The sequence below is a fragment of the Pseudoalteromonas sp. A25 genome (assembly GCF_009176705.1).
Taxonomy (GTDB): Bacteria; Pseudomonadota; Gammaproteobacteria; order Enterobacterales; family Alteromonadaceae; genus Pseudoalteromonas.
Genome location: NZ_AP021846.1, coordinates 3,013,894 through 3,038,658 on the forward strand (window position 1 = coordinate 3,013,894; position 24,765 = coordinate 3,038,658).

Sequence of the window (24,765 nt, forward strand, 5' to 3'; positions counted from 1 at the left end):
CCTATTGGGTTATCCAAGCAAGATACTGCTGTTGCTTGCGCTTGCGCCGTGCCTGCACCCACAAAGCCATAGCCAGTAACAACAGTAGTGCCAGCACATAATTGCCATATTCCCAGGCTTGCTGCTCATTTTGCTCAAGTGGCACTAAAGTACGGTTAAAGTTTCCGCGCGAGCGAATACTCATTAAAGCGGTATCTTCAAGTGCCCAATCCACAGTGTTTACCATCAGCTGTAAGCCGTTTAAATAATCATTTTGCGACACGCCACCAGTGAGCTGCAGCACCTGATCTTGCACAAAATCATTGGAGCTAAACAAAATAATGCGGGCGCTGTCACTGGCGTGTTTGATCACACTCGATACTTCAAGCGGTTGTGCCTCTTGTTCAAGTGACTCTTGTGCTGGATTAGCTTCATGCTCAGTGCTTTCCTTCACTTGCTGTTTTGCTAACAGCGGATTTTCTTTATCAACAAAGTAAGAACTGAACCGACCTTGCGCTATCACACCGAGTAAGTGCTTGCTAGTGTCTCCTTTGGATAAATAACTCGCCTCGCCTTGTTCATTAAGCTTTGGCATGATGTCAATAGACGATGAAGTCCATGCTTTTTCAGAGCTTTCTATCAACCGCGTGTAGGCTATGTCACTGCGCGCTTGATCCAATGAAATAGGCGATGCCCAAGCCATGGTAAGCTGCGGTAGCTGTGAGGTGATCAAGTTATCCTTGTTAAGTCCCTCTCTGACATCCACAAAGTATGGATAATCTAGCATGCGCATTTCTTGTAACTGGAATCCCCCCACATTGCGCGTCACAGGGATTGGGAATGCTGCATTACTTGGGTCCATCACCATGCTTTGCTCAATAGTCAAACCATGATGAGCTAACCAAGCAGATAAACCACTCTGGTGGTTTTGCATCACCAATGTGCCGCCATTTAAGTCCACACTATAAGGCGAAGTTGCTGCCACCACAGTTCCCCCTTTCATTAAGAACTGATCCACAGCAAATAGTTGTTTCTCATCTAACGATTCAGGTGCCATCAACATCAAAATATCAGCCTCGCCAGAGACTTGCCCATCCGTTAAATCTTCTTTTTGCACATTAAGCTGCGCGCCTAACATTTGCTCTAGATTTCTGAACTGAGCTTGAGGCATACCATAAGCCCCCGATTTACTCGGAGTGACAAGCGCTACATTTTTAGTAAAGCCTTTGGCAAAGCGCTTTATCGCCGCATTTAGATTACGTTCAAAACTGGACGATTCCATATCCTCGAGCGGAATTTGTACAACTTGCTCTGCCCCAGAGAGCGTTAAGTAAAAATAAAATGACTCGTTTGAAAATAGGCTCGTGCTCATCGGCTCAAAGCCATAGTCTTGTGCAATTTGCTGTGCTACCAATGCGCCATTGGCTTCTGGCTCAACCATATTGATTGAAAATTTACCTTGCGCGTTTGACTCAACCTGCTGAAGCTGCTCGGTAAGTGATTGTTTAAAAGTAACCAACTGCTCAGGTAGCTTGTCATCACTTGAGATATAACCAGTAAATGTAAGCGGTTGTTGTACCGTATCAAATAAGTTACCCGCACTTTGATAATCTTGCAGTACGGTTTTTATGGCGCGAGTAATATCATGCTCTGGGTTACGCAATAACACTTCAACGTCAGATTCAGCGCGCGCACTGACTTCAATCAGATCTCTAAAACCGAGCACCTGATGTTCGTCGCCATATTGCACAACTACGTTAAAATATGAACTGACAACCGATGCTTGGTAGCGATCTGCCACTTGAAATGGCACAGGTTTAATACCAAATTGCTGATTGGCCTGCGCTTCAAGCTCAGGGTGTTGTTGTGGGTCTATGATTTCAACCCGTACTCGCCCATCGGCCACAACTTGATACTCTTCAAGTAAGTCTGCTAATTGCGGTACCAATGGCGCAAGCAAAGGATGAGTTTTATCGCTAAAGTAACCACGGATCAATAACGGCTCTTGTAATTGCGCTAAGTACATTTGTGTGGCTTCAGATATTGAGTACTGTTTACCTTGTGTGGTATCCAATCGCAACTTAGGTAGTTGCCCTAGCCATAAATTGGCCACCAGCACATTTACAGCCAACAATGCGCACAATGCTTGCCAGCGTTTGTGATGAACAGTGCGTTTATGTGGCACCCAGCGCTCTTGCTCAAGAAAGTAGGTGTTCAGTGCTAAAAACACCACGCACAATGAAACGTAATAATACAAATCCCTTAAGTCAATCACCCCGCGGGTAATATCCTCAAAACGCGCACCTGTGCCCAGTAAGCGAAAAAGCTCAGCGTTGTTATTTGTGAAAAAATCGGTAATGGTTGCACTACCAATAAAATAAAAAGCCCCGCACACGGCACATGACACCAATAAACTCACGATTTGATTGTCACTGCGAGCCGAAATAGCAAGCCCAATGGCCAAATAAGCAGCACCGAGTAAAAGCACAGCAAGATAACCAGACAGCACCGGGCCCCAATCCAAATCACCCAACATGTTAACCGTAACAGGCAAAGGTAAAGTGATCAGTAGTGCCATTGCTAATAGCGCAAAGCACCCCAAAAACTTACCCATCACAAAGTGCCACAAAGGTACACTCAATGTATGCACATACTCTATCGTGCCCGTGCGACGTTCTTCACTCCATAAGCGCATTGTAATGGTTGAACATAGGAAGATTAGCAGTACCGGCATCCATTCAAACATCGGACGAATATCGGCAATATTGCGGGCAAAAAAGGCTTCCCCCCAAAAGAAAATAAACAAGGTAACGGCGGCAAATGCGCCAATAAATAAGTAAGCAATGGGTGAAGCAAAAAACAATGAAATCTCTTTTTTTGCCACCGTAAAAATCGATGATGATGTGTTACTAGGCTGCATGAGCACCTCCTTTCGTACTCGATAACCCATTATTGTTAATATCGTTAAACAAGGTCTCTAAGTCGCGCTTTTCACTGTGCAATGCATACAATGCAAAGCTATTTTCTATGAGCGTTTTACTTACGCGACAGGCCACAGTTTTAATTTCTGTTGTGTCTTCCAAATCAAGCTGCCAGTAGTGTTCCGCTCTTTTCGTTGCACCTCTGATCCCCTCGATAGCATTAAAAACAGTCTCGTTTTCGCAATTGGTTTCGACAAGTAAATGCTGAGCATTGTTGAGTGCAGTAAGCTTTTCATCAAGCACCAATTGTCCAGACTTTAAAATAAGCACGCGATCACAGATTGCATTTACCTCTTGCATGATATGCGTTGATAAAATAACTGTTGCGTGCTTAGCGATATCTTTGATGAGCTTACGCATATGCTGCGTTTGCTCAGGGTCTAAGCCATTCGTTGGCTCATCTAAAATCAATAATTTAGGTTTACCTAGAATAGCTTGTGCTACCCCAACCCGCTGCTTGTATCCACGAGATAAGGTATGAATTGGTGCCAGCAACTTAGCACGAATGTCGGTCGCGGCAATGGCTCTTTTTAACTCACTGCGTTTTTCGTTACCCGTTAAGCCTTTTAGCGTTGCTGCGTAATCTAAGTACTCTGCAACCGTCATATCGGGATAAACCGGCAAACTTTCAGGTAAATAGCCTAACTGGCGCTGCAACTGTTTAGGGTTGTCTTTTAGGGTAATGCCATTTAGTGACACACAGCCAGTGTCGGATTCAAGATAACCACTTATCATTTTCATGATGGTGGTTTTACCCGCTCCGTTATGCCCCAAAAGACCGATGATCTCACCTTGTTTTATTGTAAAACTCACATCATCTACGGCTTTAAAACTGCCATAGCTGCGAGTTAAGTGACTCACATTAAGCATGGTAGTAGTACTCCGTCGATATTAATCCGTAAGCGGGTTATTAAGCGGATTGATGATTGTTTTCTTACTAAAAAATGGGAAGGTATTCGAAATATACATTGCTTTAATCTCCATTGTTTACGGGAACATCCCCTGCAATAAAGTATTTAACGAAATCTTTTCTTTGATATGGGCAGCTGGTAAAAGTTCAAGTATCAGCATCATTGTTTTTTGAACATTACACTGTTTTTAAAGTGATAATAATGCCTTGAAAAGCATGATAAAAAACACGAGTTTTAAGCATCATTGAAAGACTTCATTATCATGTCTAAGCTTATTCAATGCCGCATAGAAAATTAAGTATTAGAAAGTTTATGGGATCAGATAAAGACATCACAATTGGCTTACTTGCACCTTTAAGCGGTGTCGTTTCCTTATATGGAGAGGAGATCTCAAACGCAGCTAAAATAGCCTGCGATGAAATTAACGAAGCAGGTGGCATATTGGGCAAAAAGCTCAAATTAGTCATTGCAGATGACGGCAGTGTTCCGCAAACAGCAGTGCCAGCTGCAAAACAACTTGTGCATGACCATCATTGCGATGCAATTATAGGTAATCTACTCTCAAGCTCACGCATCGCCGTCAACCTTGACGTCGCTGAAGTGGAAAAAATCCCTTATCTGAGCTTCTCATTTTATGAGGGGTCAATAAAAGGGCGTTATTTTTTCTCTTTTGCTGCGTTACCTAATCAACAAATCGACAAAATGATCCCTTATATGGCCGAACGTTATGGCATGAAGTTCTTCTTTGCGGGTGCCAATTATGAATGGCCTAGAGGCTCTATTGATGCAGCTAAACATGCACTGGCAAAAATTGGTGGAGAAATTGTTGGCGAAGAGTATCTACAACAAGGAGCAACTGACTTTCGTAGCATGCTTTATAGGCTTTACACCTCTGGTGCCGATGTTTTTGTGCCCTACTTTGCAGGTACCGATCAGGTAAACTTATTAACACAGTTTTGTGAAATGAAGTTAAAGGATCGCATGGCAGTGGTTATGGGTCACTTTGATGAGGTAATGGCTGCCTCTATGCCCAATAATATCAAAACCGGCTTTTATTCAAGTAATACCTATTTCATGTCTGTCCCTACAAAAGAAAATAAACATTACTTAGAGCGATTAAGCACCCTTGAGTCTGTCAATGGGCTATTGCCAAATGGCAATGGTGGATTAACAAATTTTGGCGAAGGGACGTATTTATGCGTAAAAGCATTTGCCCAAGCAGTTAAACAGGCAAACTCACTTAATACTGATGCCATCATTTCGGCACTAGAAAACGTCGAAGTACAGAGCCCACAAGGCCATGTAAAAATGGACCCAAAAACTCACCACGCTTACGTCAATAATTACCTAAGCAAATGTAATCAATCAGGTGAATTTGAAATTGTAGAGTCTTTTGGGCTAATTGAGCCGCTTATTCCCCCTAGATACAAACATCATTACGAACAATCGGAGTTCGACGAATTTACATCAAATGAAGAGCCCAAGTTAAATATTGCAAGTTGGCAACTCATTAAAATATTCTCGTATGACGAAGTGTGGAGCGGTATTGAACAGCAAAAGACGGTGTGTGATCTACCTGAATATATTCGCACCAGTTTGACAATAGATAAGGCCTCATTTAAAGAGCATTTTTACAATAAAGAACCGATGTTCATGATGGGCAACTCTACTGATGGTTACCAGTTTAGAGTTAAAGTTATCCCATTAGAGGGAAATGACAAGTCAAATTTAGCTATCTATGAGTCAAAAGGTGACTATACACCACAACTATCAGATCAAATACTTGCAAATGCAGACGTAGCAGTAATAGCAACCGACGAAACAGGCCATGTTATCGTAGCTAACGAATCATCTACGACTTTGTTTGGCTACGTTATAGAGGAGCTAATAGGTTTACATATCATACATTTAATACCTCCTCGCTTTAGAGAAAAACACAACTCGTACTTTAAGCAGTTTTTGCAGGCCAAAGATACACAAAGAAAAATGGGGAGCCGCCAACAAATCTATGGCTATCGAAAAGATGGCTCTGAATTTCCAGCAACAGCCTCAATTGCAAAAACTAGCACTGGAGGCTCTCATGTACTAACCGTTACCATCGTTGATATTTCAGAGCAAAAAGAACAGCATGAACAGTTAGAGTGGCAAGCCAACCACGACTCTTTAACGCATTTACCCAATCGTTCACTGTTTCACCGCAGGCTTTCCAGTGCTTTGCGCCGCTCAGCAACGGCTAACTCCAAAGTGGCATTACTGTTTATCGACTTAGACCATTTTAAGTCAATCAACGATATTTTTGGTCATGACTTTGGCGATATGCTGTTAGTATCGGTTTCGAACCGATTGTTAGAAACCATCAACCCAGGAGACACCCTCTCTCGCTTTGGTGGGGATGAATTTGTCGTGTTGTGTGATAACGTCGCTGATCCTGAGGAAATCGAGACGCTCGCCCAAAAAATTAACCGCAGACTGAAGCAGCCTTTTACGGTACTAGACCAGATTGTCTATTTAAGTTGTAGTATTGGCTTTTCACTCGGTTTTGGCTCCAGTGACAGCGCAAATACTTTGGTTAGAAAAGCCGACACTGCTATGTATGAAGCAAAAGACAAGGGGCGAGATGCCATTTTAGGATACAATCCGCAGCTTGATTCACAAATGAAAAACAAGTTCGATATTGCGCATGATTTAAGGCAAGCAATCAATGATGACACCTTTTCACTCGTGATACAGCCAATTGTTGATTTATCGTGCAATAAGGTTGTTGCGGGGGAGGTATTACTGCGCTGCACGACACCACAAGGGAGCATATCACCTGAAATTTTTATACCGGTTGCAGAGTCGATTGGTTTAATTAATATTATTGGACAGTGGGTAATAAACAACGCCTTTCAAGCGTTGAGCAAGATCTCCAACCATATTGAGTCTGGTCAATTAAAATATATTTCAATCAACATCTCCAACAACCAGCTTTGCCAACCAGAGTTTATTGAGCTTATGACCTCAGAGTTAAGAAAATACACGATTAATCCTCAGCATATTTTGCTTGAAATAACTGAGACATCCATCATGAAAAATGAAGCTCATGTGAAACTAGTTTTAGCAGAGCTTGCCAGTATCGGCTTTAAAATTGCTATTGATGATTTTGGGACTGGATATACTTGCTTTAATCAGTTACTTGAGCTGCCAATAAATTGCCTAAAAATTGACAAAACATTTGTGGACAAAATAGAAACAGATGAGAAAAGTCCTATACTCATACATACTATCAGCAGTTTAGCCAACTTCTTAGGCTTTGACGTAATAACAGAAGGCGTAGAGACAAAAGAGCAGTTAAAAACACTGCAATATTTAGGGTGCTACCGGATCCAAGGTTTCCTCTTTTACAAGCCTATGTCCTTTCAAGAGTTTGATGCATTACTTAACACTGGTGAGTCAACCAACATTAACTTTAATGTCTCTAAAGACTAATTAACCATAACCGGACAAGCGTCATACTACATTACTACATAGCTTGGCTTTGCAATGGATTGATATAATGCGCTTTGTCATATCCATTATCCCAACTTCAGGTTAACTAAATTATTTTTTGTTGCTTTAAACCTTTCTGGGCATAAACGCGTCTCAATAATAAAAATACAAAGGACTAAACTCAATGCGTTTAATTGCTGCATATTGCACCATACTGCTGCTTAATTTTGCTCTGATAAACAACTCACTCGCATCAAATGCCGCTTCTGAGCCATTTCAGCATCACTTATCAACAGCTCAAGCCATAGAAGACATTGATCAATGGTTTAATTGGCTACATCAAACACACCCTGACCTATCTCACAGTATTGCAGACATTGATAAGTTTTATGAAAAAGTCGCGCAAATCAAAACAACGATAAATGAACCACTTACAGCTATGCAGCTATGGCAAAAAATGGCACCTCTCAATGGGATGCTTGCAGATGGGCACCTTAAAGTTGGACATGGCTCATCGTCACAATGGCGCCAATGGATAAACGAAGGCGTAGCGCTATTTCCTTTTGAGGTAAAGGTTACCCAGGGCAGTTTAATCGTAGAGCGAGAGTTGGCAAAGCAAGTCAGTCAATATACAGGTGCAAAGATAGTGTCGATTAATGGTAAAAGTACCGCTGTCATTGTGCGCAAACTCCTTAACAACACCCATGGTGATACCCCTGCTTTTCGTGAACATGTCCTACAAAGCCAATTTAATAGACTGTTCTATATGACGTTTGGTCCGCAAAAGAGTTTTACAATTGAACTTGAACATAACCAAAAAATTCATCGTGTAAAGCTCAAGGCACAAGCGGCAATACCTTCAAGCTTAGCTCAGCAATCTTTTGCCGATGCTTTTAACATTACATATAGCAACACCACAGCCCTACTCACAATCAATACCTTTGCTTGGCACGACTTTCGGCAATTTCTAGATTATATGGATAACACTTTCAGCGAAATTAAAAAGCGCAAGGTTAATCATTTAATCATAGATATTCGTAATAATGGTGGAGGTAATGACGACATGTGGATGGCTGGTGTTTTGCGCTATATTGCCGATAAGCCGTATAAACACTTTTCAAGTTATCGCTCAAAAATACTACTCAAATACCGAGACCCTGGGCAGATCGTTGGTAATGTAGAGCAAGGCGAAAACACCCGTTTAATTCAACCCCAACCTGAGCTGGATAATTTTTACCGTGGTAAAACCTCATTGCTGATTGGCACGGGTACTTACTCATCTTCAATTGTGTTTGCCAACACTGTACAAGACTATCAATTTGCACAATTAATTGGCACTGCGACAGGCGGGCGAAGCACACAAAGTGGCGGTATTCAATTTATGTCATTAGCACATAGCCAATTACAAATGATCTCACCACGCTTTTTACTCACCCGCCCAAGTGGTATTAAGCAAATGACGCCTGTTCAACCTGAGCGCTCACTATCGCAAGCCAACATTCCACAGGCACTGAGCAACCTCTTATAACGATGATACACCTTGTGTCGTGCACAAGCTTTTAAACAGCTTTTGTACGACACAACGATCAAAACGTAAACTTAATCAGAGTGAGAGACATCTTGCAGTCGATGATTAAGCCAAAGTGCGACCATAATGATTGCACCACCGATACTTAGCCTTAAAATATCGGCATCTCGGTTCCAAATTAGTATATTAACAATAATACCAGCAGGAATAAGCATATTATTCATTACAGCCAAAGCGCCCACATCAACTTGTGTGGCCCCTTTGTTCCAAGCAAAATAGCCAAGCCCAGAAGCGATCACGCCAAGATACACGAGTATGCCCCACTGAGTTATACTCGTTGGCAAACGCGTACTATTTCCAAATAAAATATAACAAATAAGCGAAACTATTAATGCGCCTATAAAAAACCAACCAAACACACTGTGTTGTGCAAGTTTGCTATCTTGCATGACACGCTTATATGCCACCTGCCCCGTAGCAAAACACAAATTTGCCCCTTGTACCAACAGCATGCCAAAAATAAATTGACCATCAATGCCTTCATAACGAATAGCGATAGCCCCAATCACCGCCACAAGTGCAACCAACAAAAATCGACCATTAAAATGCCGACTCAAAAAGTCATTTAATAAGGTAATATATAAAGGCGTCATTACTGTAAATAGTAGTACTTCGGGCACACTCAGATACAAAAATGAATGGTAGTAAAAGCCATACATTACCCCCAGTTGAATGGCACCGATACACATTAACTTAACCACTAACGCTTTATTATTTGGGGGGATTCTCAGCAGTGGAAGAAAAACACAAGCGGCTAAAGCGATACGTGTAAGTACACTAAACCACGCATCGACTTGGCCAGCCAGATAAACACCTATTAAACTAAACGAAAACGCCCAAACCAAGGTGACGACGATTAAATACAGCATAATACTGCTCTACAACGAAAATCAGCATGCTACACAATCTAAGGCTACTACGCCACAGCGGCACATATTATCTCATGGCTGTTTTGACTCATTGAGCAACAATTGATGCAATGCATCTATTCGTTTATTAACACGGTGACTTTCATAATAGGTGCCAAAGGCGACCAGTACTATCAAAAATAGTAAAAGGTATGCAACAGGCTGCTGCATTATCTGCGGGAAAAGCCCAATGATACCAACAACCATAAATATACCGAGCAAGGCACGCAAGAAGTAGCTGATAAGGCTTGGTCTTAATCGTTCAAATTCAGCTTCTAGTTGATGTATCTTATTCAAACGTAAGTAATCCATGTGCTTGTCAATGTCATCCCTGTTCATATTCTCTCCTAAATAAATATTCGACACTATAATGCCTCACTTATAGCCCCAGCGTTAGCGGCTTGCCATTCTACACATCGATAAATCCGTTTCTATAAAAGTTACATTACATTGCTATGCTTATACTATTCATTACTGATTAACCGACTATTTTGTCAGCAAATCAAGCCAATCCTGCACTTGTAATGGCCGAGAAAAATAATAACCTTGATATAAGTCACAGCCTGCTTGAGTTAAAAAATCCAGCTGTTTTTTTGTCTCAACGCCTTCTGCAACACACTCCACCTTGAGGGCACTTGCCATATCTACTATGACTTTCACTATGTTTCCTGCAGAGTCATTGCCACTTAAAATATCATCTACAAAGTACTTGTCTATTTTTAACTCAGCAATAGGCAGCTCTTTTAAGTAGCTTAAGCTTGAGTATCCCGTGCCAAAATCATCAATAGAGAAGTTAAAGCCCGATGCTTTAAGCATGTGCATAACTCGTTTAACCAATTTAATATCGGTGACCAAGGTGGTTTCTGTTAGCTCTAGCATCAGTCGATGCGGTTGCACTTTGTAACGCTCAGTTACAGCTAACAACTTTGCATGAAAGTCATCTGCCATAATTTGCTTAGCACTGATATTGACAGCGATGCGAGTATCTATTGAACTTTGCTGTAATTTAGATAACAACTCACAGACTCTCGTTAACATCCAATCACCAATTTTAATGATGGCGTCGCTTTTTTCTGCCAAAGGAATAAAATCAGAGGGGCTAATTGGGCCCAAGGTTTTTGGCTGCCACCTCACGAGTGCTTCAGAGGCAATGCAGCGACCTTGATTATCAAACTGGGGTTGAAGCACTAACATAAGCTCATCCGATTGCTCAATGTTCTCAAGTAAGGCATTAATTTGTTTCATACGCTGATAAGTTATCATCCCTACTTCATCAACAAAGTACCTGCCAAATGGTTTACTTTCTTTTGCCTGTAAAATGGCATATTTGAGCGTATCTAAAATAGACTCCAGTGTATTTGTTCGGGTATCACAAATACAGCTACCAATTGATCCACTCAGAGCAGTCGTATTCTCGTTTACCTTTACTAAAAAGTTATCTGGGTCAAGTAAGCGCTGTTCAATTTTTAGATGATCAAACTCACGAGAGTCAAACTTAGCTTTCGTACTCACATGTAACACAATAAATGCGTTCGCATCATCTTTATAAATATGTGGACCTTCCCCCAAACGAGAATGCAAGTTATCAGCAATGGTTTTGATAGCTTTATTGCCCTCGTTAAAGCCATATTTTAAATTAAACTCAGACAAGCTATCGATATCAATAATAGCCGCATAGATAAAACGAGATTGAATACGTCCGCGAGTTAAAATGTCTTTGCATTCTTTTTCAAACCAAAGTTTATTTTTAAGCCCAGTTAGCCCATCCACAAAGGCCAAGTTATATATCGTGTCTTGCGCTTCGATGCGCTCCGTTATATCTCTAATGATCCCAATAAATTCAATATCATCGGCGTAATCCACCCGGGTTAATGACAATTCCATTTGAAATACATCTCCATTTTTTCGTTTAGCCGGAAGTTGACGCCCCACACCAATGATTTTGGCCTTTCCCGTTGTAAGATATTCACTCATGTAGTGTTGGTGCTTTGCCGAGTAAGGCGGCGGCATCAGTATACTTACAGGCTGACCTTCCATTTCTTGCTTAGAATAGCCAAAGATTTGTTGTGCAACGAGGTTAACATGCAAGATAATACCAGCTTGATTTATCGTCACCACGGCGTCATTTAAATTGTCGAGTATGTTTTTCAATCGTGTGTTTTTGTAGGTAATATCAGCAATAAGTTTATGCTGTTTGGTTACATCTTCTATCGCACCATATACACGTAAAGGTACTCTCTCGGCGTTATATTCAATTTTGCCAGTGGTTTTCACCCACTTTTTTTCACCATTAGCAGCCACCAGCTTAAGCTCAACACTGTATGGCAAACCACTTTCAAGGGCATCAGAAAATACCCGTTGAATATGAGCTTGATCCTCACCATCATAAAAAGAAATCGCCACTTCAGGGGTAAGCGGAGTATCTATAGGCAGACCATATATATCATAGACTTCATCCGACCAAGTGAGCTTTTGAGCAACAATGTCATATTCCCACCCCCCCGTGTCAGATATAGACCCCATTTCGTGCAGCAACCCTAGCTGTAGCTTTAGCTTAGTTTCGTAAGCGGCACGTTCGAACTTCTCTTGCAACAAACTACCAAATAATTGCACAGTATGTTGAAAGTCAAACGCACTGCTCGGTGGGCTGATAAATAAGCCTATCACAAGCACAACTTCATCTAAGTTGGCCAACTGCAACGGTATACTGATATAGCGCTCGAATTTTATGCCTTGAGGCGCTATGTCACATAAGAAGCTAAAGCCCGCAGGGCTGCTGTATACAAGCGTTTCATGGCACATTTTTTTACTGTTAGGTAATTGTGCTAACTCAAATTCAAAGTTTGCACTTTTTTTATTCTTTACAACCGAGAGCAAAGAGCGTGCGTGCTTTTTATCTTCACTTGTTATAGCAACGAATAATAAATCACAGGCAAACGCTTCACTTATATGAAACAAATGTTTGTATAAACTCACGTGGTTAGCATCAACAATATTGATAATTCGGTTATCTACTTTAAATGGCATTGCGCTGTGTGTCCCTAGTCATGCTCAGCCTCTAATGTGAAGCTCTGTATAGCTTATTTTAGCTTAAAAAAACAGCTTATTAGAGCATAGGAGAGGGCTTAGGCACTGTCACTAAAATATAAACTAAATATAAACATAACAAATGTACTGCAAATAACGTATTCGTCATTGCGCTTTAACCTTAACTCACAATAAAGACACGGTATTTTTTGAAAATATTTATCAGCTGTCATGCTCTTATTGCACAAAGCTAGAAAATTATTTTACTTTTAGCAATTATTTGTTAGAGTTTTGTTGTCGGTTCAATCCGATACTATGGGCAAACCATTCGAAAGGATGGGGCGCAAAGTCACCGGTCTAAGGGACATCATGTCCTATGATAGCGGGATTGCTAGCGCAGCCAATTAGGTGCTGCCTATCTTTCCGTTCCAAATGACCAAGTTGTTTATATTTGGAGCACACACATGAAGTTATTAACAAAAAGCAAGCAAGCCATCTTGTATGGTTGCATCAGCTTTGCTTTAGGTTCTGTGGCCAACGCCACCCCCAATGACACATCAAAAGCAACATTACCAGTACAAGCGATTGAAAACTTACCTGAGGGCAAGCTCAAACAAAGCCTCAAAAAACTGCCCCCCCATGCACAACAAAAAGTGCTGGTGCAACTTCAAGAATTGGCGGTGCCTGCCCTTGATATGTTACTAATGGAAGCTGATAACAGTGGTGAGCTTTTCTATATTGAAGAGGGTTTAACAGAACCTGCTGTGATCAGCGATGTACAATATACCCTGCCAGCCGTTGATGTATTCAAGTTACACAGCAACCCCAACTCCCCCAACAAAGTATTCTTAGATTTTAATGGTGGGCAAGTCAGTGCAAAGGCATGGGGAAGTGGTGCTAGTTACAACGCAATGCCCTATGATTTAGATGGCGACCCCACAACCTTTAATGATGCTGAACGCGCGCGTATTCACGAAATTTGGACCCGTATGGCCGATGATTTCGCTGCATTTGATATTGATGTGACCACCGAAGCTCCTGAGGAGTTTAACGCAAATACAGGTTGGGTTTTGTTTACTAAAGACACCGATGCATCCGGCTCGGCCATGCCACATCAAGGAGCTGGCGGCGTTGCCTATGTAAACGTTTGGGGTCGTAGCAATTATGCATATTATCAACCTGCGTTTGTTTATTACAACCGACTAGGTAACGGCTTTGCTCCATATATGGCAGAAGCAGGCTCTCACGAACTTGGTCATAACTTAGGGTTGAGTCATGACGGTACTTCAACACAAAGCTATTACACCGGGCTGGGCAATGATGGCGAACCCAGTAGCTGGGCGCCCATTATGGGAGTGGGTTACTACAAAAACGTTACACAGTGGAGTAAGGGCGAATACCCCGATGCCAGTCAAACCCAAGATGATATAGCGATTATCAACGATAAGCTTGGGCGCTCCGCCGATACTTCAGGGCAAGCAGCAAGCCCTACCTCACTATATGTAGATAGTACTGGGCATTTTTCAGCCACTAACCGTGAAATAGACCCAGATAGTATCATTGCAGAAAATAAAGGCAGTATTCAAGTAGGCGACAGCGACTGGTTTCAATTTAACTCAGGTGCCGGCCCAGCTGAATTTTACGCCACACCGGCATGGGATGCCTTTACCCGCAGCAGCAAACGAGGAGCCAATTTAGATATCGGCATGAAACTGTACGACAGCACTGGGGCACTCATAGCAACCAGCAATGATCTTTACGATACCAATGCCAGTATCCAAATTGATCTTGCAGAAGGACTCCACACGCTTGAAATATATGGCGCTGCGGGGCCTTATGCAAGTAACTACGCAAGCCAAGGGCATTTTTACTTACAAGGTAAAGTGGTCCCTTCAACACCTGATACCACCGCGCCCGACCCAAATCCTATGGGCTTTGTTCAAGCGCCTCAAGCAGTAAGTGACACGCAAATTACGATGCAATCAATTGTCGCAACAGATGACAGTGGCGCCGTTGTGAGTTATTTATTTAGCTGTAACCAAAACACATCACCCTGTGTAAGTAGCAACTGGCAAACTGATGTAAACTTCACAGCGCAAGGCCTCACGCCGCAAACTGAATACTGCTTTAATGTCAAAGCAAGAGACATCAGTGGTAACACAACGCTTGCCTCTGCCAATCTGTGTGCCACCACTTTAGCTGCGCCGCCACAGCCTGAGCCCCCCGCTCAGCCTACTCATTTAAATGCTGTTAACGCTCAAGATGGTACGGTACTGCTAAGCTGGCAAGATAACAGCACAAATGAGCTGAACTTTGAAGTACAAAGAGAGTCACAGCATAAAAATGGCCGTTGGCAAGCAAACCAAAGCATTGCTTTATTAGATATTGATAGTGTGTCTTATACCGATGCCAGCGGCACAGGTACCTTTCGATACCGAGTGCGAGCAAACAATGATGTGGCAAACTCTTCGTGGACCAACTGGGTAACTGTGAGCGTGACAGGCTCTGATGGTGGTGGCCCTGATAAACCTTGCAAAGGCAAAAAATGCAATAACTGATCTGACATATCTCCCTTAGAAATAAGCAAACCAAAAGCAGCCATTGGCTGCTTTTTCTTTTGCGTCATGCTAGGTATCATCGCGTCGTTATACTAAAAAGCAATTGCGTTGTGAGATATAGAGCTATCAGAATCAAACTCCCTCCCATCAAAAAATTAAATAACTTTAACCGATGAGAGTTGTTTAAAAAGCGACTGAGCTTATCGCCAAATACCGCCCAAACTGTAATAGACAAGTAACACACAATAAAGTAAATAAATACAAACAGTAAAAGCTGCTGGTGAGACTGAGATAAATCAAAGGCCGAAACCCCAGCAATACAAGCGCCCCATGCTTTGGGATTAAGCCATTGCAATAAAAACCCCTGCGCAAACCGAGGATTTGACCCTGCCACTACTTTTAACTGCGAACGACTTACCATTAATTGATAACCCATATAAAGAATAAACGCGTTACCGAGCCCCCCCAATATGTTTAACAACGTACTATGTTGTGCGATAAGCTGGTAGTAGCTCAGGCCCAATAAATAAAGTAGTAAAGTAAACCCAATCGTGGCGCCTGACACAAACGGCATTGTCTTTTTAGTACCGTGATTGGTTCCCGAAGCCAAAGTAATTAAATTCACAGGCCCCGGTGAAATAGACATAGATAGAGCAAATAAGCTCATAGCAAATATAACTGACACCGCATACTCCCAAAACAAACGTTAGAGATAGTATGACGCTAGACTTTAATTAAACTAGATAGCACAATCAGAAGTCACTATCCTAAAATAATTAACTATCTCTTATGATCGATGAATTAAGAGCGCTCGCAATCTTTGCAGAAACAATCAAACACGGTTCATTCCGAGCAGCAGCTAAATCGCTACAACTCTCAGCTTCAGTTGTGAGCTATCAAATCAGTGGGTTGGAGCAAAAGTTAGGTGTGGCACTTTTGTACCGCTCAACACGCCAACTCTCGCTCACGCATGAAGGCGAAAAGCTCTATCAACATGCACAAGCTATGCTCGCTGCGGCGCAGACAGGTTTAAGCGAGATTAACCAAAGTCATGAACAGCTCAAAGGCAAGCTTACAGTTAGTTTACCCACTGCCTTAATAAAAGCTCCCATTAGCCAAAAATTGGCGCAATTTAATAAGCAATTTCCCAATGTAACACTTCATGTGCATTACAAAGATGAGCGCAGCGATCTCATTTCAGAAGGCGTAGACTTGGCCTTGCGTGCCGGCGATATGCCAAGCAGTAATCTAAAGTCACGGCGCTTTGGCGCTATTAAACGCCTTATGGTGTGCTCTAAAGCGTATTTTCAATCCCAACCTCCCCCAGAGCAAATTAGTGACTTAGCGAATTGGAACTGGATAAGCCTTGCCATGTTGCCTCATCGGCGCAGCGTATTAAACGGAACGGGAGAAACTCAGCATATTCATTACCACAGCAACTTTACCGTCAATAGCATTGAAGCCATGACTGAGCTTTGCCTGCAAGGAGTCGGTATTGCCACGCCACCAGATTATCTTGTGAAGGATTATATTGAACAGCAAAAGCTCGTGCAGTTATTTCCTGATTGGCAAGTCGAAGACATTCCTTTATATGCGGTGTGGCCCAATAATGTGCCACAACAGGGTTTAGTAAAAACCTTACTTAGCCACCTAAGCCCCGCTTTTGATTAGTGAACACGCATTGACAATTTAGTGACATTTGCTCAGGCACACTTTGGCTATCATTTATTAATAAGAGGATAATCCAATGGTACGCCTATCTATTGCAATGGCTTTAACCATCGCCACTTTTAACACCCACGCTGACCAGCTTGATCTGTCCAAATTACCACTTAGCATTGCCGGTGCAACAGCCCCTTATCATCAATCAACAGGATGGCGATTTGCAGCAGGCCTTGGCCTGGAAATTGAACCCGAATATCACGGCTCAAAAGAGAGTGCAAGTGAGCCGGACCTTTACCTCGAAGCCGCATATCGCGCCAAAAACTGGGAGTTTCAATCAAACTTACTCAATAACAAATTGTTCTATCAAAAATCGGAGCACCTAACTTTAATAGGCTGGGTAAACCATGAAGAGGGCCGCGATATTGATGACGCTTCTGATCAGTCACTCAATGGCATGGGTAACACAGAAAGTGCGATTGAACTGGGCGGTGGCTTTAACTGGCATGTTAGTAATACCCTTAACTTTGGCTTATATGGGCAAAGTTATTTAAGTGGTAAGCCTGCCAAAGGCAGCGTTGGCTTTGCAACAGCACACTACACGCTACTCAAAAGTGCGAATCTAACGATTGAACTAAATGCAGACTTAAGTTTTGCAAACTCAGAGCACATGCAGGTTGAATTTGGTATTACACCAAAGCAAGCTACTACCTCTAAATATAAGGAATACCGCCTATCTTCGGGCTTAAAATCTTTTGGTATTGGCGTTGCAGCACTTTATCGCCTCTCCCCTAACTGGTCTATTTCAATGAATGCGGATTATGAGAAGTATAGCGCCAAGGTAGCCGATAGCCCTTTACTTAAAGCAGGAAGCGATACTGAGCTTGAAGCTAGCGCAACCATTGTGTATAAATTCTAGAAACACTCACAATGTACCTATCGCAGCTTAACCCCAAGGATAATACAGTGTCTCTTAGAGTCTTATTGGTAGAAGATAATATTGATATTGCTGAAAACATCAGTGACTACTTGTGTATCCATGGTCATATTGTTGATTTTGCTTACGATGGCCTGATGGCCATCGAACTCGTCGCACAGCAAGGTTACGATATCATTATTATGGATATTATGATGCCCAAGTTAGATGGACTAAGCACCATAAAGCGACTTAGAGAACAAGCGCTCCTTGATATACCAATTATCGTACTCACCGCCAAAGACACGTTAGAAGACAAATTGACCGGCTTTGACAGCGGTGCAGATGACTATGTTGTCAAACCATTTGCAATGCAAGAACTCCACGCACGAATGACCTCTTTAATCAGAAGGCACCAAAAAAGCTATCAACATATTTTGCATGTACAAGGCATCACGCTGGATCAGCAACAACAACGCGCTGAAATAGACAACACTTCCCTAAAGCTGAACCCCACCACCTTTAAAATCATGTGGTTACTCACGTTGCAGTTTCCTAATGTAGTTACAAAGCAACACTTACAGCACAGCCTTTGGGCAGACGAATTACCAGACAATGACATTTTACGTAGCCATATGTACAACCTGCGCAAAGCACTGGCTGCGTGTAGTAAAGACATCTCAATTGTGTCTCACCATGGCCGAGGTTATCAGCTATGTATTCAGCGCGAGACAGCGTAATGCGTAATTTAAACTTAAGCCAAAGAGTTAAGTTAGCTTTCATAGTTAGTTTTATTGGGATCACGATGATCTGCATGCTGATATTATTTGCCTCAAGCAAAATGACTGAAGACTATATTTTTTCAGCTCAGCTTAATAGACAAGCGGCACAGCTAGATTTTTCCAATAGCAAAAGCCTTTCGCAGCTGCCAAGAGAATATAATCTCTATTTAAACAAGCAATCTATACCTGCCAATTTACGTGACTACGTGATCCAAAGTGAGCCAGGGACATATGAACTTGAGCATCCAAACGATCTTGATTACCACTATGCAATCATTCAATACGACCAAGGAATTGCTTATCTTTTTTATAACGTGCATGCGCTTGAACTAGACGAACACTTAGAGCAACAGCTGTTACATACGCTGTTAATTGGTTTTGCCGTGTTGCTGCTGGCAATTTTGCTTTTTATGCAAGTTATTTTAAAGCGCTCTTTGGCACCTATGCATCAACTCATTAATGCCATTTCTGAACAGACTTCAACACCCGATAAACCAATACAACTTACACAACCCGCTGACAACGAAATAGGCTTACTCAGCTCAACCATCTTTTTGTATAGCAAACGCATTGCTGAATTTATTGAAAGGGAGCGAGAGTTTAGTTGTTTTGCAAGTCATGAGTTGCGCACACCCGTGATGATAAACAAAGGTGCAATTGAACTACTAAAGTTACAAGTTAAGCCAGCTGATCCCTTGTATAAACCGATTGCCCGCATTGAGCGCGCAACCAACAACATGGAAGAAGTGATAGAAACTCTGTTGAGCCTATCAAGAGAGCAAACTCAGACAAACACTGAAGACATCATGGCAAATCATGCTATTGAGCATGTTGTTGCGCTATGGCACGAAAAAGCCAAAGCAAATCGACAAACTATTAAAGTAACAACTTTATCTCGCACCACAACAAAATACCCTAAAGCTCAATTAGAGATGGTGCTGTCCAACCTCGTGAAAAATGCCATACAGCATGGCTGCAACGCAGCTATTAATATAACTGCAGACTCTCAAATCATTGAAGTGAAGAACAGCAAAAAAAGCTTACATAACGGTAATTTACCATCGCACGACAATATGGGGCTTGGATTAATAATTGTGAAACGCATTTGTCAGCAACAAGGTTGGCAATTTAATTGCCAAAGTAATGACTCGCACTTTAGTGCAACGATTACTTTAGTTTAACGAGTAAGCTCAACGGCGACGTTGTTTACGCTTGGCGTATTAAGGCGTGCAAAAAATAACGCCTTATCACAGCATGTATGAATGCTATAGGCGAGGCATAGGAGCAAGCGCTCCTATTAAATTAACGATAGAATACTTCTACAGTACCTTTTGTTTTCAATAATAATGGTTGACCGCGACGATCTAACGCTTTTGGTGAAGCCACTTTGATCCAACCTTCGCTAATGCAATACTCTTCTACGTCGTTACGCTCTTTGCCATTAATACGTACGCCAATTTCGTGTTGTAACACTGCTTCGTTGTAATAACGACTACGAGGATTGATAGAAAGCTGATCTGGAATATCTGGTCGTGAAGTTGTCTCTGTCATTGTCTTAGTTCTTCAAAAAATAAATTTGCGCTATTGTAGGGAATACTCCCAACTTGCTCAACACAAAATGAGGCATGATTATATGTCACGCGTTAATATACAAAGCAGTATTTGGAAAATAAGCCTTTATACTTCGCTGCGCATAAGTGCAGCTACTTATTTTCAAAACCATTTATACCAATTGCATTAAATTGGTGATCAGATATTGCGACAGATAAATGGCTTAGTAACAAGGCAAATATTTCGCTATGTAGTTATTCTACATGAGAAATATTTAACGCAGTTAATGAGTTATTTAGCTCGCTAGAATGATCAATGTATTAATAAAATTGGTATTATACCAATCCGCTTAACTAAGTGGTCTATTTTGAAGCAAGAAAACCTTGTCGATAGCAAGGCAAAAATTTCGTTATTTAGTTGTTCTAAATGAGCAATTTTTAACGCAGCTGTCATCAGGTTTAATCCTTCAAAAGGATTGAGTATTATTGCGGATTGGTATTGTGCGTTGACACTGAACTTAGTGCGAATTTTTAACACCGTTTTGCACCATATCTTTACCATTGTCGAACACGTCTTGAGTCACCCAACGTCCCAATAAAAGCTGATGTTTGTCATCTAGTACCGCAACAAAGGGACGGCCGTCGCTATTGTTTGTGGCAAGTGCAACGCCCGCAGCATTTTCCAATCCAAGCCCACCATTTTCAACGGCGCGTAAAAAAGATGCGAGTTCTTCTAGGGTATCGATCACTTCATTATCGTTAATCATAGTGCACTACTTTTGCAATTTATCTAAAGCCATTAAGGATATCAGCGATCTTAACTTAGATAAAACACCTCTGCATTAACTCGACACTCGTTCGGTGTATTTTTCACCAAATTTAACGATAACCAACCAAACAAGCATTGACACCATCACAAATACCACGGGCACAAGAAGTAGCTCTATTTTTCTAAATGCTTGTGGAAACAATTTAGCTTGGCCCAAGAAAAACGCACTAGTAGACATAAATAAAGGAAAGAACATTCGCCATAAATGCCTAATTATACGACTTTTACCTGCAACGCCTCCGGCTTTTATAAAGCGAATATCAGCCACTATACAAAAGAGTGCACACGCCCCAAAGATAAAATAGGCCGGTGCGCCAAATCCACCGATCTGACCATGCGCTGAAGTCAACGCTTGAAAACCAACAACCATAAAGCCGACAAAAAGAACAAGCACAATACCTAGCAACCATTTATCAAATACATTGACCGATTTACTGGGCTGTTTAATCGTATTATATGAAGACAACACAAAGTAACTGATCATTAATCCATTGAATAACGACAAGGGGATATCTCTAAGCACAGCTACAATAGCCCCACTTACACCTAACACCAAAATTGACCCCATAAATGCCAGTCCCACATACTTGTGTGCCAACTTACCCTTTGCAAAAAATTGAGCGCTGCCGCCACTTATAACCGCGACTGTTCCGCCAATAATGTGTAGTGCCAGCAATGCAATAAATAAATCCATAACTCCTCCTTATTGTTGCTGTGAGTATTTAGTACTTGGCTCAACCGTAAAGCCTTTAAAAAGTAAATAAAGAGGCAATGCTAACTGCGTCACTGCCAAAGGTAGCTGCATAACAACAGGAATGGGGGCATCAAAAAAACTATGACCCACGGCTATCATTTGCAAAGCACAGGCAAATAAAGCAAATATCAGTAACGGTTTAGGTAACACTTTGGCTCTAAGTAAATAAAAGTAGTAGCACGTTAAGCTGATGCTTGAGAACATAATAGCCATGAAATGCGCACTGTTTCTGCTTTGAGCAATAGTTTGGCGAAATAAGCTCTCTACGGAAGATGGCTCTGTTATCGAGTTTTCAACTAAATAAGCCAACCAAGAAACAAATTCTGCAAGTTTAATACTCTCAATTGCCGTTAACGTTAAGCTAATAGCTGATAATGCTACGACCGCTAAGAATAGTCCGCCACCATTTTTGGGGCTTAGCACTCTACTAATCAAGCCAATAATTAAGTTAAAACTACTCATTACAAGCATCAACAGCACCGCAATGCCGCCCATTGCATGTAACATGTCAGCACTAAGTGCCGACACCGGCGCTGATAAAGGTTTTAGTGCAAAAAAGTTTAACCATATGCCACCTAGCAACTGAATTAAAAACAGCGCCCCAACCCATTTAGCGATTTTTTTTGTATCTTGCATAGCAATTCCCATATTTATTAATCAATAATCAAACTATGGTGAATTTGCATGCGCCAGACTCACCACCTTATTTCATGATGAAACATGCTATAGGTCCTCTATTGATGATTCTTTTCCGTTGTGCAACGCAAAGTAACAAAGTGTAACAATGGAAGATTGGCGCTTGTTTTCAGCACCATTCCTTGAAAGACTGAAAAAGAAGCTAAGATAAATACGCCTTTGGAGCGCTAAGTGAACGCAAAAATACTGATAATCGATGATGACCAAGTTCTGTGTGAGCGTTTGACAAGTTACTTTGCCAATCATGGCCTTGAACTTTTCGCAGCCCATACCCCAGAGCAAGGGCTCACAATGCTTGAGCAATTGTCACCGGAGGCGTTACTGCTGGATGTAATGCTACCTGACATAGATGGCTTTACACTGTGTAAAAAAATACGCGAGACCCATCAACTGCCCATTATCATGCTGACAGCCAGAGGGGAGTTATCAGATAAAGTGCTGGGCTTAGAAATTGGCGCCGACGATTACCTAGCCAAACCATTCGAGCCACGTGAACTGGTTGCCAGAGTCCATGTTTTATTAAGACGAAAACCCCAAGACGAGAAAAAACAAGAGGTTTGGCACTTTGAAAACATGCAAATTTTTGTAGATCAGCACAAAGTGCTTGTTGATCAACAAGAAGTACCACTGACGGGGATGGAATTTCGATTACTTATTTTATTAGCACAAAGCCCAGGTAGTGTGTTCGACAGAGATCAGGTACTCAATGTATTAAAAGGGATAGATGCCGAAGTGTTTAGTCGATCAATTGATATTTTGGTCAGCCGTTTACGACAAAAACTAGGTGATGATCCTAAACAAGTTCGATTTATCCGTACGTTACGAGGGGTAGGCTATACCTTTGTGGCCAAACGCGTATGAATCAATTTAATTTGGGCCTATTCGGTCGATTGTTTTTACTGTTTTCTGTCACAACAGTTTTGTTGGCTACCTCAATTACGCTCGGTGTTTTTAGTCTGTCTGAGCAAGACGCAAAGCATATTATTTTAGAGCGCCATGATAGCTTACACGACATGCTAAGTCGCACTGCCGTCAGCCCTATTAACAAAGAAAAGCTCATTAGAGATGCTAAAGCTAACAAAGTTCAGCTGCTCGTGTCAGTAGATGGGCATCGATGGAGCAGCGCAGAGCTATTCCCAACTATTGACACGCTCAGACAATCGTCGCAACCAATAGGAAAACTGCTATTTGCCAAGCACGAACATAAGTATTATTTGCTTGCGCAAAATGGTAATAATTGGGCAGCTATCACATCCAATATCGCCAATTTAATCGTTTATCCAAATTGGCTAGTTTATTGGCCGTGGTGTTTTGCCGTAGTGGTGTTAGTTAGCAGCTACCTGCTACTAAAAAAGTTAATAAAACCGATAAAAGATGCTATCAACAGCGCCAATGTTTTAAGCCAAGGACAGCTAGATCATCGGATCACTGAGCACCCCAAAACCGAACTTTCTCAACTCACCCGAGGCTTAAACGCTATGGCACATAACTTAAGTCAATTATTTGAAGCGCAAAATGAACTGTTGTTGGCTATCAGCCATGAGCTAAGAACGCCGATGGCACGAATGAAAGTATCATTAGCCATGTTACCAGAAAATCAAACTGTGAAAGATTTAGGTGACGACATTACGCAAATGGATAATTTAATCGAGCAGCTGCTAGAAGGTGAGCGGCTAAAACGCGGCTACAGCGTACTTGATGTAAGTTCACATTATCTACCCGTTTTAATTGATGAGCTATTACAAGAGCCCATTATAAAAGACAGGGTGACGCTACAGGACACGGTGCCAGAGCTGGCTGTGCGACTTGATGTTGGCCGAATCAAATTTTTGCTTCGCAATCTGCTTAAAAATGCAGTAGAACACTCGCCGAGCAACGCGCTCGTAAGCATCCGCGTCACCCGTCGCAACGAAACGCTAATATTTGATGTTACAGATCAAGGCCCGGGGATTGCCCAAGCCCTCCAAGAGAAAGTATTTGAGCCTTTCTTTCAGGTGACCAGTATCAGCCATCGTTCAACCTCAGGACTCGGCCTTGGTTTATACCTTTGTAAAAAAATAGCGCTGGCTCACAATGGCTCGCTCACTGTAAGCAATAATGCCGATAAAGGATGCAGCTTTTGCCTAACACTGCCAGGTGACTGTATCAAAAGCTAA

The 24,765-nt window shown here is 41.8% G+C and carries 19 protein-coding genes and 1 riboswitch; of the genes, 9 read left to right on the forward strand and 10 right to left on the reverse strand.

The features are described from left to right. Nucleotide 1: 1 nt before the first annotated feature. A complete protein-coding gene (locus GDK41_RS12995) occupies nt 2-2,899 on the reverse strand; it encodes a Gldg family protein (RefSeq protein ID WP_152086805.1) in 2,898 nt (965 codons plus the stop codon). Then, a complete protein-coding gene (locus GDK41_RS13000) occupies nt 2,889-3,830 on the reverse strand; it encodes an ABC transporter ATP-binding protein (RefSeq protein ID WP_152086806.1) in 942 nt (313 codons plus the stop codon). Before GDK41_RS13000 ends, GDK41_RS12995 begins: the two co-directional genes overlap by 11 nt. Before the next feature lie 353 nt (nt 3,831-4,183). Here GDK41_RS13000 and GDK41_RS13005 point away from each other — a divergent pair, with 353 nt between their 5' ends. Continuing rightward, the gene (locus GDK41_RS13005; RefSeq protein WP_152086807.1) at nt 4,184-7,339 is read left to right on the forward strand and encodes an ABC transporter substrate-binding protein; all 3,156 of its coding nucleotides are present in this window, start codon (nt 4,184-4,186) and stop codon (nt 7,337-7,339) included. A gap of 184 nt (nt 7,340-7,523) precedes the next feature. Next, on the forward strand, nt 7,524-8,867 hold the full coding sequence (locus GDK41_RS13010) for a S41 family peptidase (RefSeq protein ID WP_152086808.1): 1,344 nt from the start codon (nt 7,524-7,526) through the stop codon (nt 8,865-8,867). 71 nt (nt 8,868-8,938) lie between these two features. Here the strand turns inward: GDK41_RS13010 and GDK41_RS13015 are convergent, their stop codons facing one another. The 3 genes from GDK41_RS13015 to GDK41_RS13025 all read right to left on the reverse strand — a co-directional run bounded on the left by GDK41_RS13015 (nt 8,939) and on the right by GDK41_RS13025 (nt 12,862). After that, on the reverse strand, nt 8,939-9,796 hold the full coding sequence (locus tag GDK41_RS13015) for a carboxylate/amino acid/amine transporter (RefSeq protein WP_152086809.1): 858 nt from the start codon (nt 9,794-9,796) through the stop codon (nt 8,939-8,941). 72 nt (nt 9,797-9,868) lie between these two features. Then, nucleotides 9,869-10,174: a hypothetical protein gene (locus GDK41_RS13020; RefSeq protein ID WP_152086810.1), complete on the reverse strand. Its 306-nt coding sequence runs from the start codon at nt 10,172-10,174 to the stop codon at nt 9,869-9,871. A 147-nt stretch (nt 10,175-10,321) separates the two neighbouring features. After that, nucleotides 10,322-12,862 carry a sensor domain-containing protein gene (locus GDK41_RS13025; RefSeq protein ID WP_152086811.1) on the reverse strand — a complete coding sequence of 847 codons (2,541 nt, stop codon included), beginning with the start codon at nt 12,860-12,862 and terminating at the stop codon, nt 10,322-10,324. Nucleotides 12,863-13,170: 308 nt separating this feature from the next. After that, nucleotides 13,171-13,258, forward strand: a riboswitch (cyclic di-GMP riboswitch). 68 nt (nt 13,259-13,326) lie between these two features. On the opposite strand from GDK41_RS13025, the gene GDK41_RS13030 reads away from it, so the two are divergent. Beyond that, nucleotides 13,327-15,420: a zinc-dependent metalloprotease family protein gene (locus GDK41_RS13030; protein ID WP_152086812.1), complete on the forward strand. Its 2,094-nt coding sequence runs from the start codon at nt 13,327-13,329 to the stop codon at nt 15,418-15,420. A 76-nt stretch (nt 15,421-15,496) separates the two neighbouring features. Here GDK41_RS13030 and GDK41_RS13035 read toward each other — a convergent pair whose 3' ends face one another. Then, a complete protein-coding gene (locus GDK41_RS13035; protein WP_152086813.1) occupies nt 15,497-16,105 on the reverse strand; it encodes a LysE family translocator in 609 nt (202 codons plus the stop codon). A 104-nt stretch (nt 16,106-16,209) separates the two neighbouring features. On the opposite strand from GDK41_RS13035, the gene GDK41_RS13040 reads away from it, so the two are divergent. The 4 genes from GDK41_RS13040 to GDK41_RS13055 all read left to right on the forward strand — a co-directional run bounded on the left by GDK41_RS13040 (nt 16,210) and on the right by GDK41_RS13055 (nt 19,961). Next, a complete protein-coding gene (locus tag GDK41_RS13040) occupies nt 16,210-17,091 on the forward strand; it encodes a LysR family transcriptional regulator (protein WP_152086814.1) in 882 nt (293 codons plus the stop codon). Nucleotides 17,092-17,167: 76 nt separating this feature from the next. Beyond that, entirely contained in the window at nt 17,168-18,001 is an 834-nt protein-coding gene (locus GDK41_RS13045; RefSeq protein ID WP_152086815.1) for a MipA/OmpV family protein, read from the forward strand. Between the two features lie 47 nt (nt 18,002-18,048). Beyond that, a complete protein-coding gene (locus GDK41_RS13050; protein ID WP_197739488.1) occupies nt 18,049-18,738 on the forward strand; it encodes a response regulator transcription factor in 690 nt (229 codons plus the stop codon). Beyond that, nucleotides 18,714-19,961 (forward strand): sensor histidine kinase, encoded by a 1,248-nt coding sequence (locus GDK41_RS13055; RefSeq protein ID WP_152086817.1) that lies wholly within the window; start codon nt 18,714-18,716, stop codon nt 19,959-19,961. The genes GDK41_RS13050 and GDK41_RS13055 overlap by 25 nt, the downstream gene beginning before the upstream one ends. Before the next feature lie 121 nt (nt 19,962-20,082). Here GDK41_RS13055 and GDK41_RS13060 read toward each other — a convergent pair whose 3' ends face one another. The 4 genes from GDK41_RS13060 to GDK41_RS13080 all read right to left on the reverse strand — a co-directional run bounded on the left by GDK41_RS13060 (nt 20,083) and on the right by GDK41_RS13080 (nt 22,549). Next, nucleotides 20,083-20,331 carry a DUF3297 family protein gene (locus tag GDK41_RS13060; RefSeq protein ID WP_152086818.1) on the reverse strand — a complete coding sequence of 83 codons (249 nt, stop codon included), beginning with the start codon at nt 20,329-20,331 and terminating at the stop codon, nt 20,083-20,085. Between the two features lie 517 nt (nt 20,332-20,848). Next, the gene (locus GDK41_RS13070) at nt 20,849-21,097 is read right to left on the reverse strand and encodes a hypothetical protein (RefSeq protein WP_152086820.1); all 249 of its coding nucleotides are present in this window, start codon (nt 21,095-21,097) and stop codon (nt 20,849-20,851) included. Between the two features lie 75 nt (nt 21,098-21,172). After that, nucleotides 21,173-21,853: a hypothetical protein gene (locus GDK41_RS13075; protein WP_152086821.1), complete on the reverse strand. Its 681-nt coding sequence runs from the start codon at nt 21,851-21,853 to the stop codon at nt 21,173-21,175. Nucleotides 21,854-21,862: 9 nt separating this feature from the next. Continuing rightward, complete coding sequence (locus tag GDK41_RS13080) at nt 21,863-22,549, reverse strand: DUF4386 family protein (protein ID WP_172971619.1); 687 nt, start codon at nt 22,547-22,549, stop codon at nt 21,863-21,865. 231 nt (nt 22,550-22,780) lie between these two features. Here GDK41_RS13080 and GDK41_RS13085 point away from each other — a divergent pair, with 231 nt between their 5' ends. After that, nucleotides 22,781-23,470, forward strand: a complete 690-nt coding sequence (locus tag GDK41_RS13085) for a response regulator transcription factor (protein WP_152086823.1) — start codon at nt 22,781-22,783, stop codon at nt 23,468-23,470. Next, nucleotides 23,467-24,765, forward strand: coding sequence for a HAMP domain-containing sensor histidine kinase (locus GDK41_RS13090; RefSeq protein WP_152086824.1), 1,299 nt, complete (start codon nt 23,467-23,469; stop codon nt 24,763-24,765). Before GDK41_RS13085 ends, GDK41_RS13090 begins: the two co-directional genes overlap by 4 nt.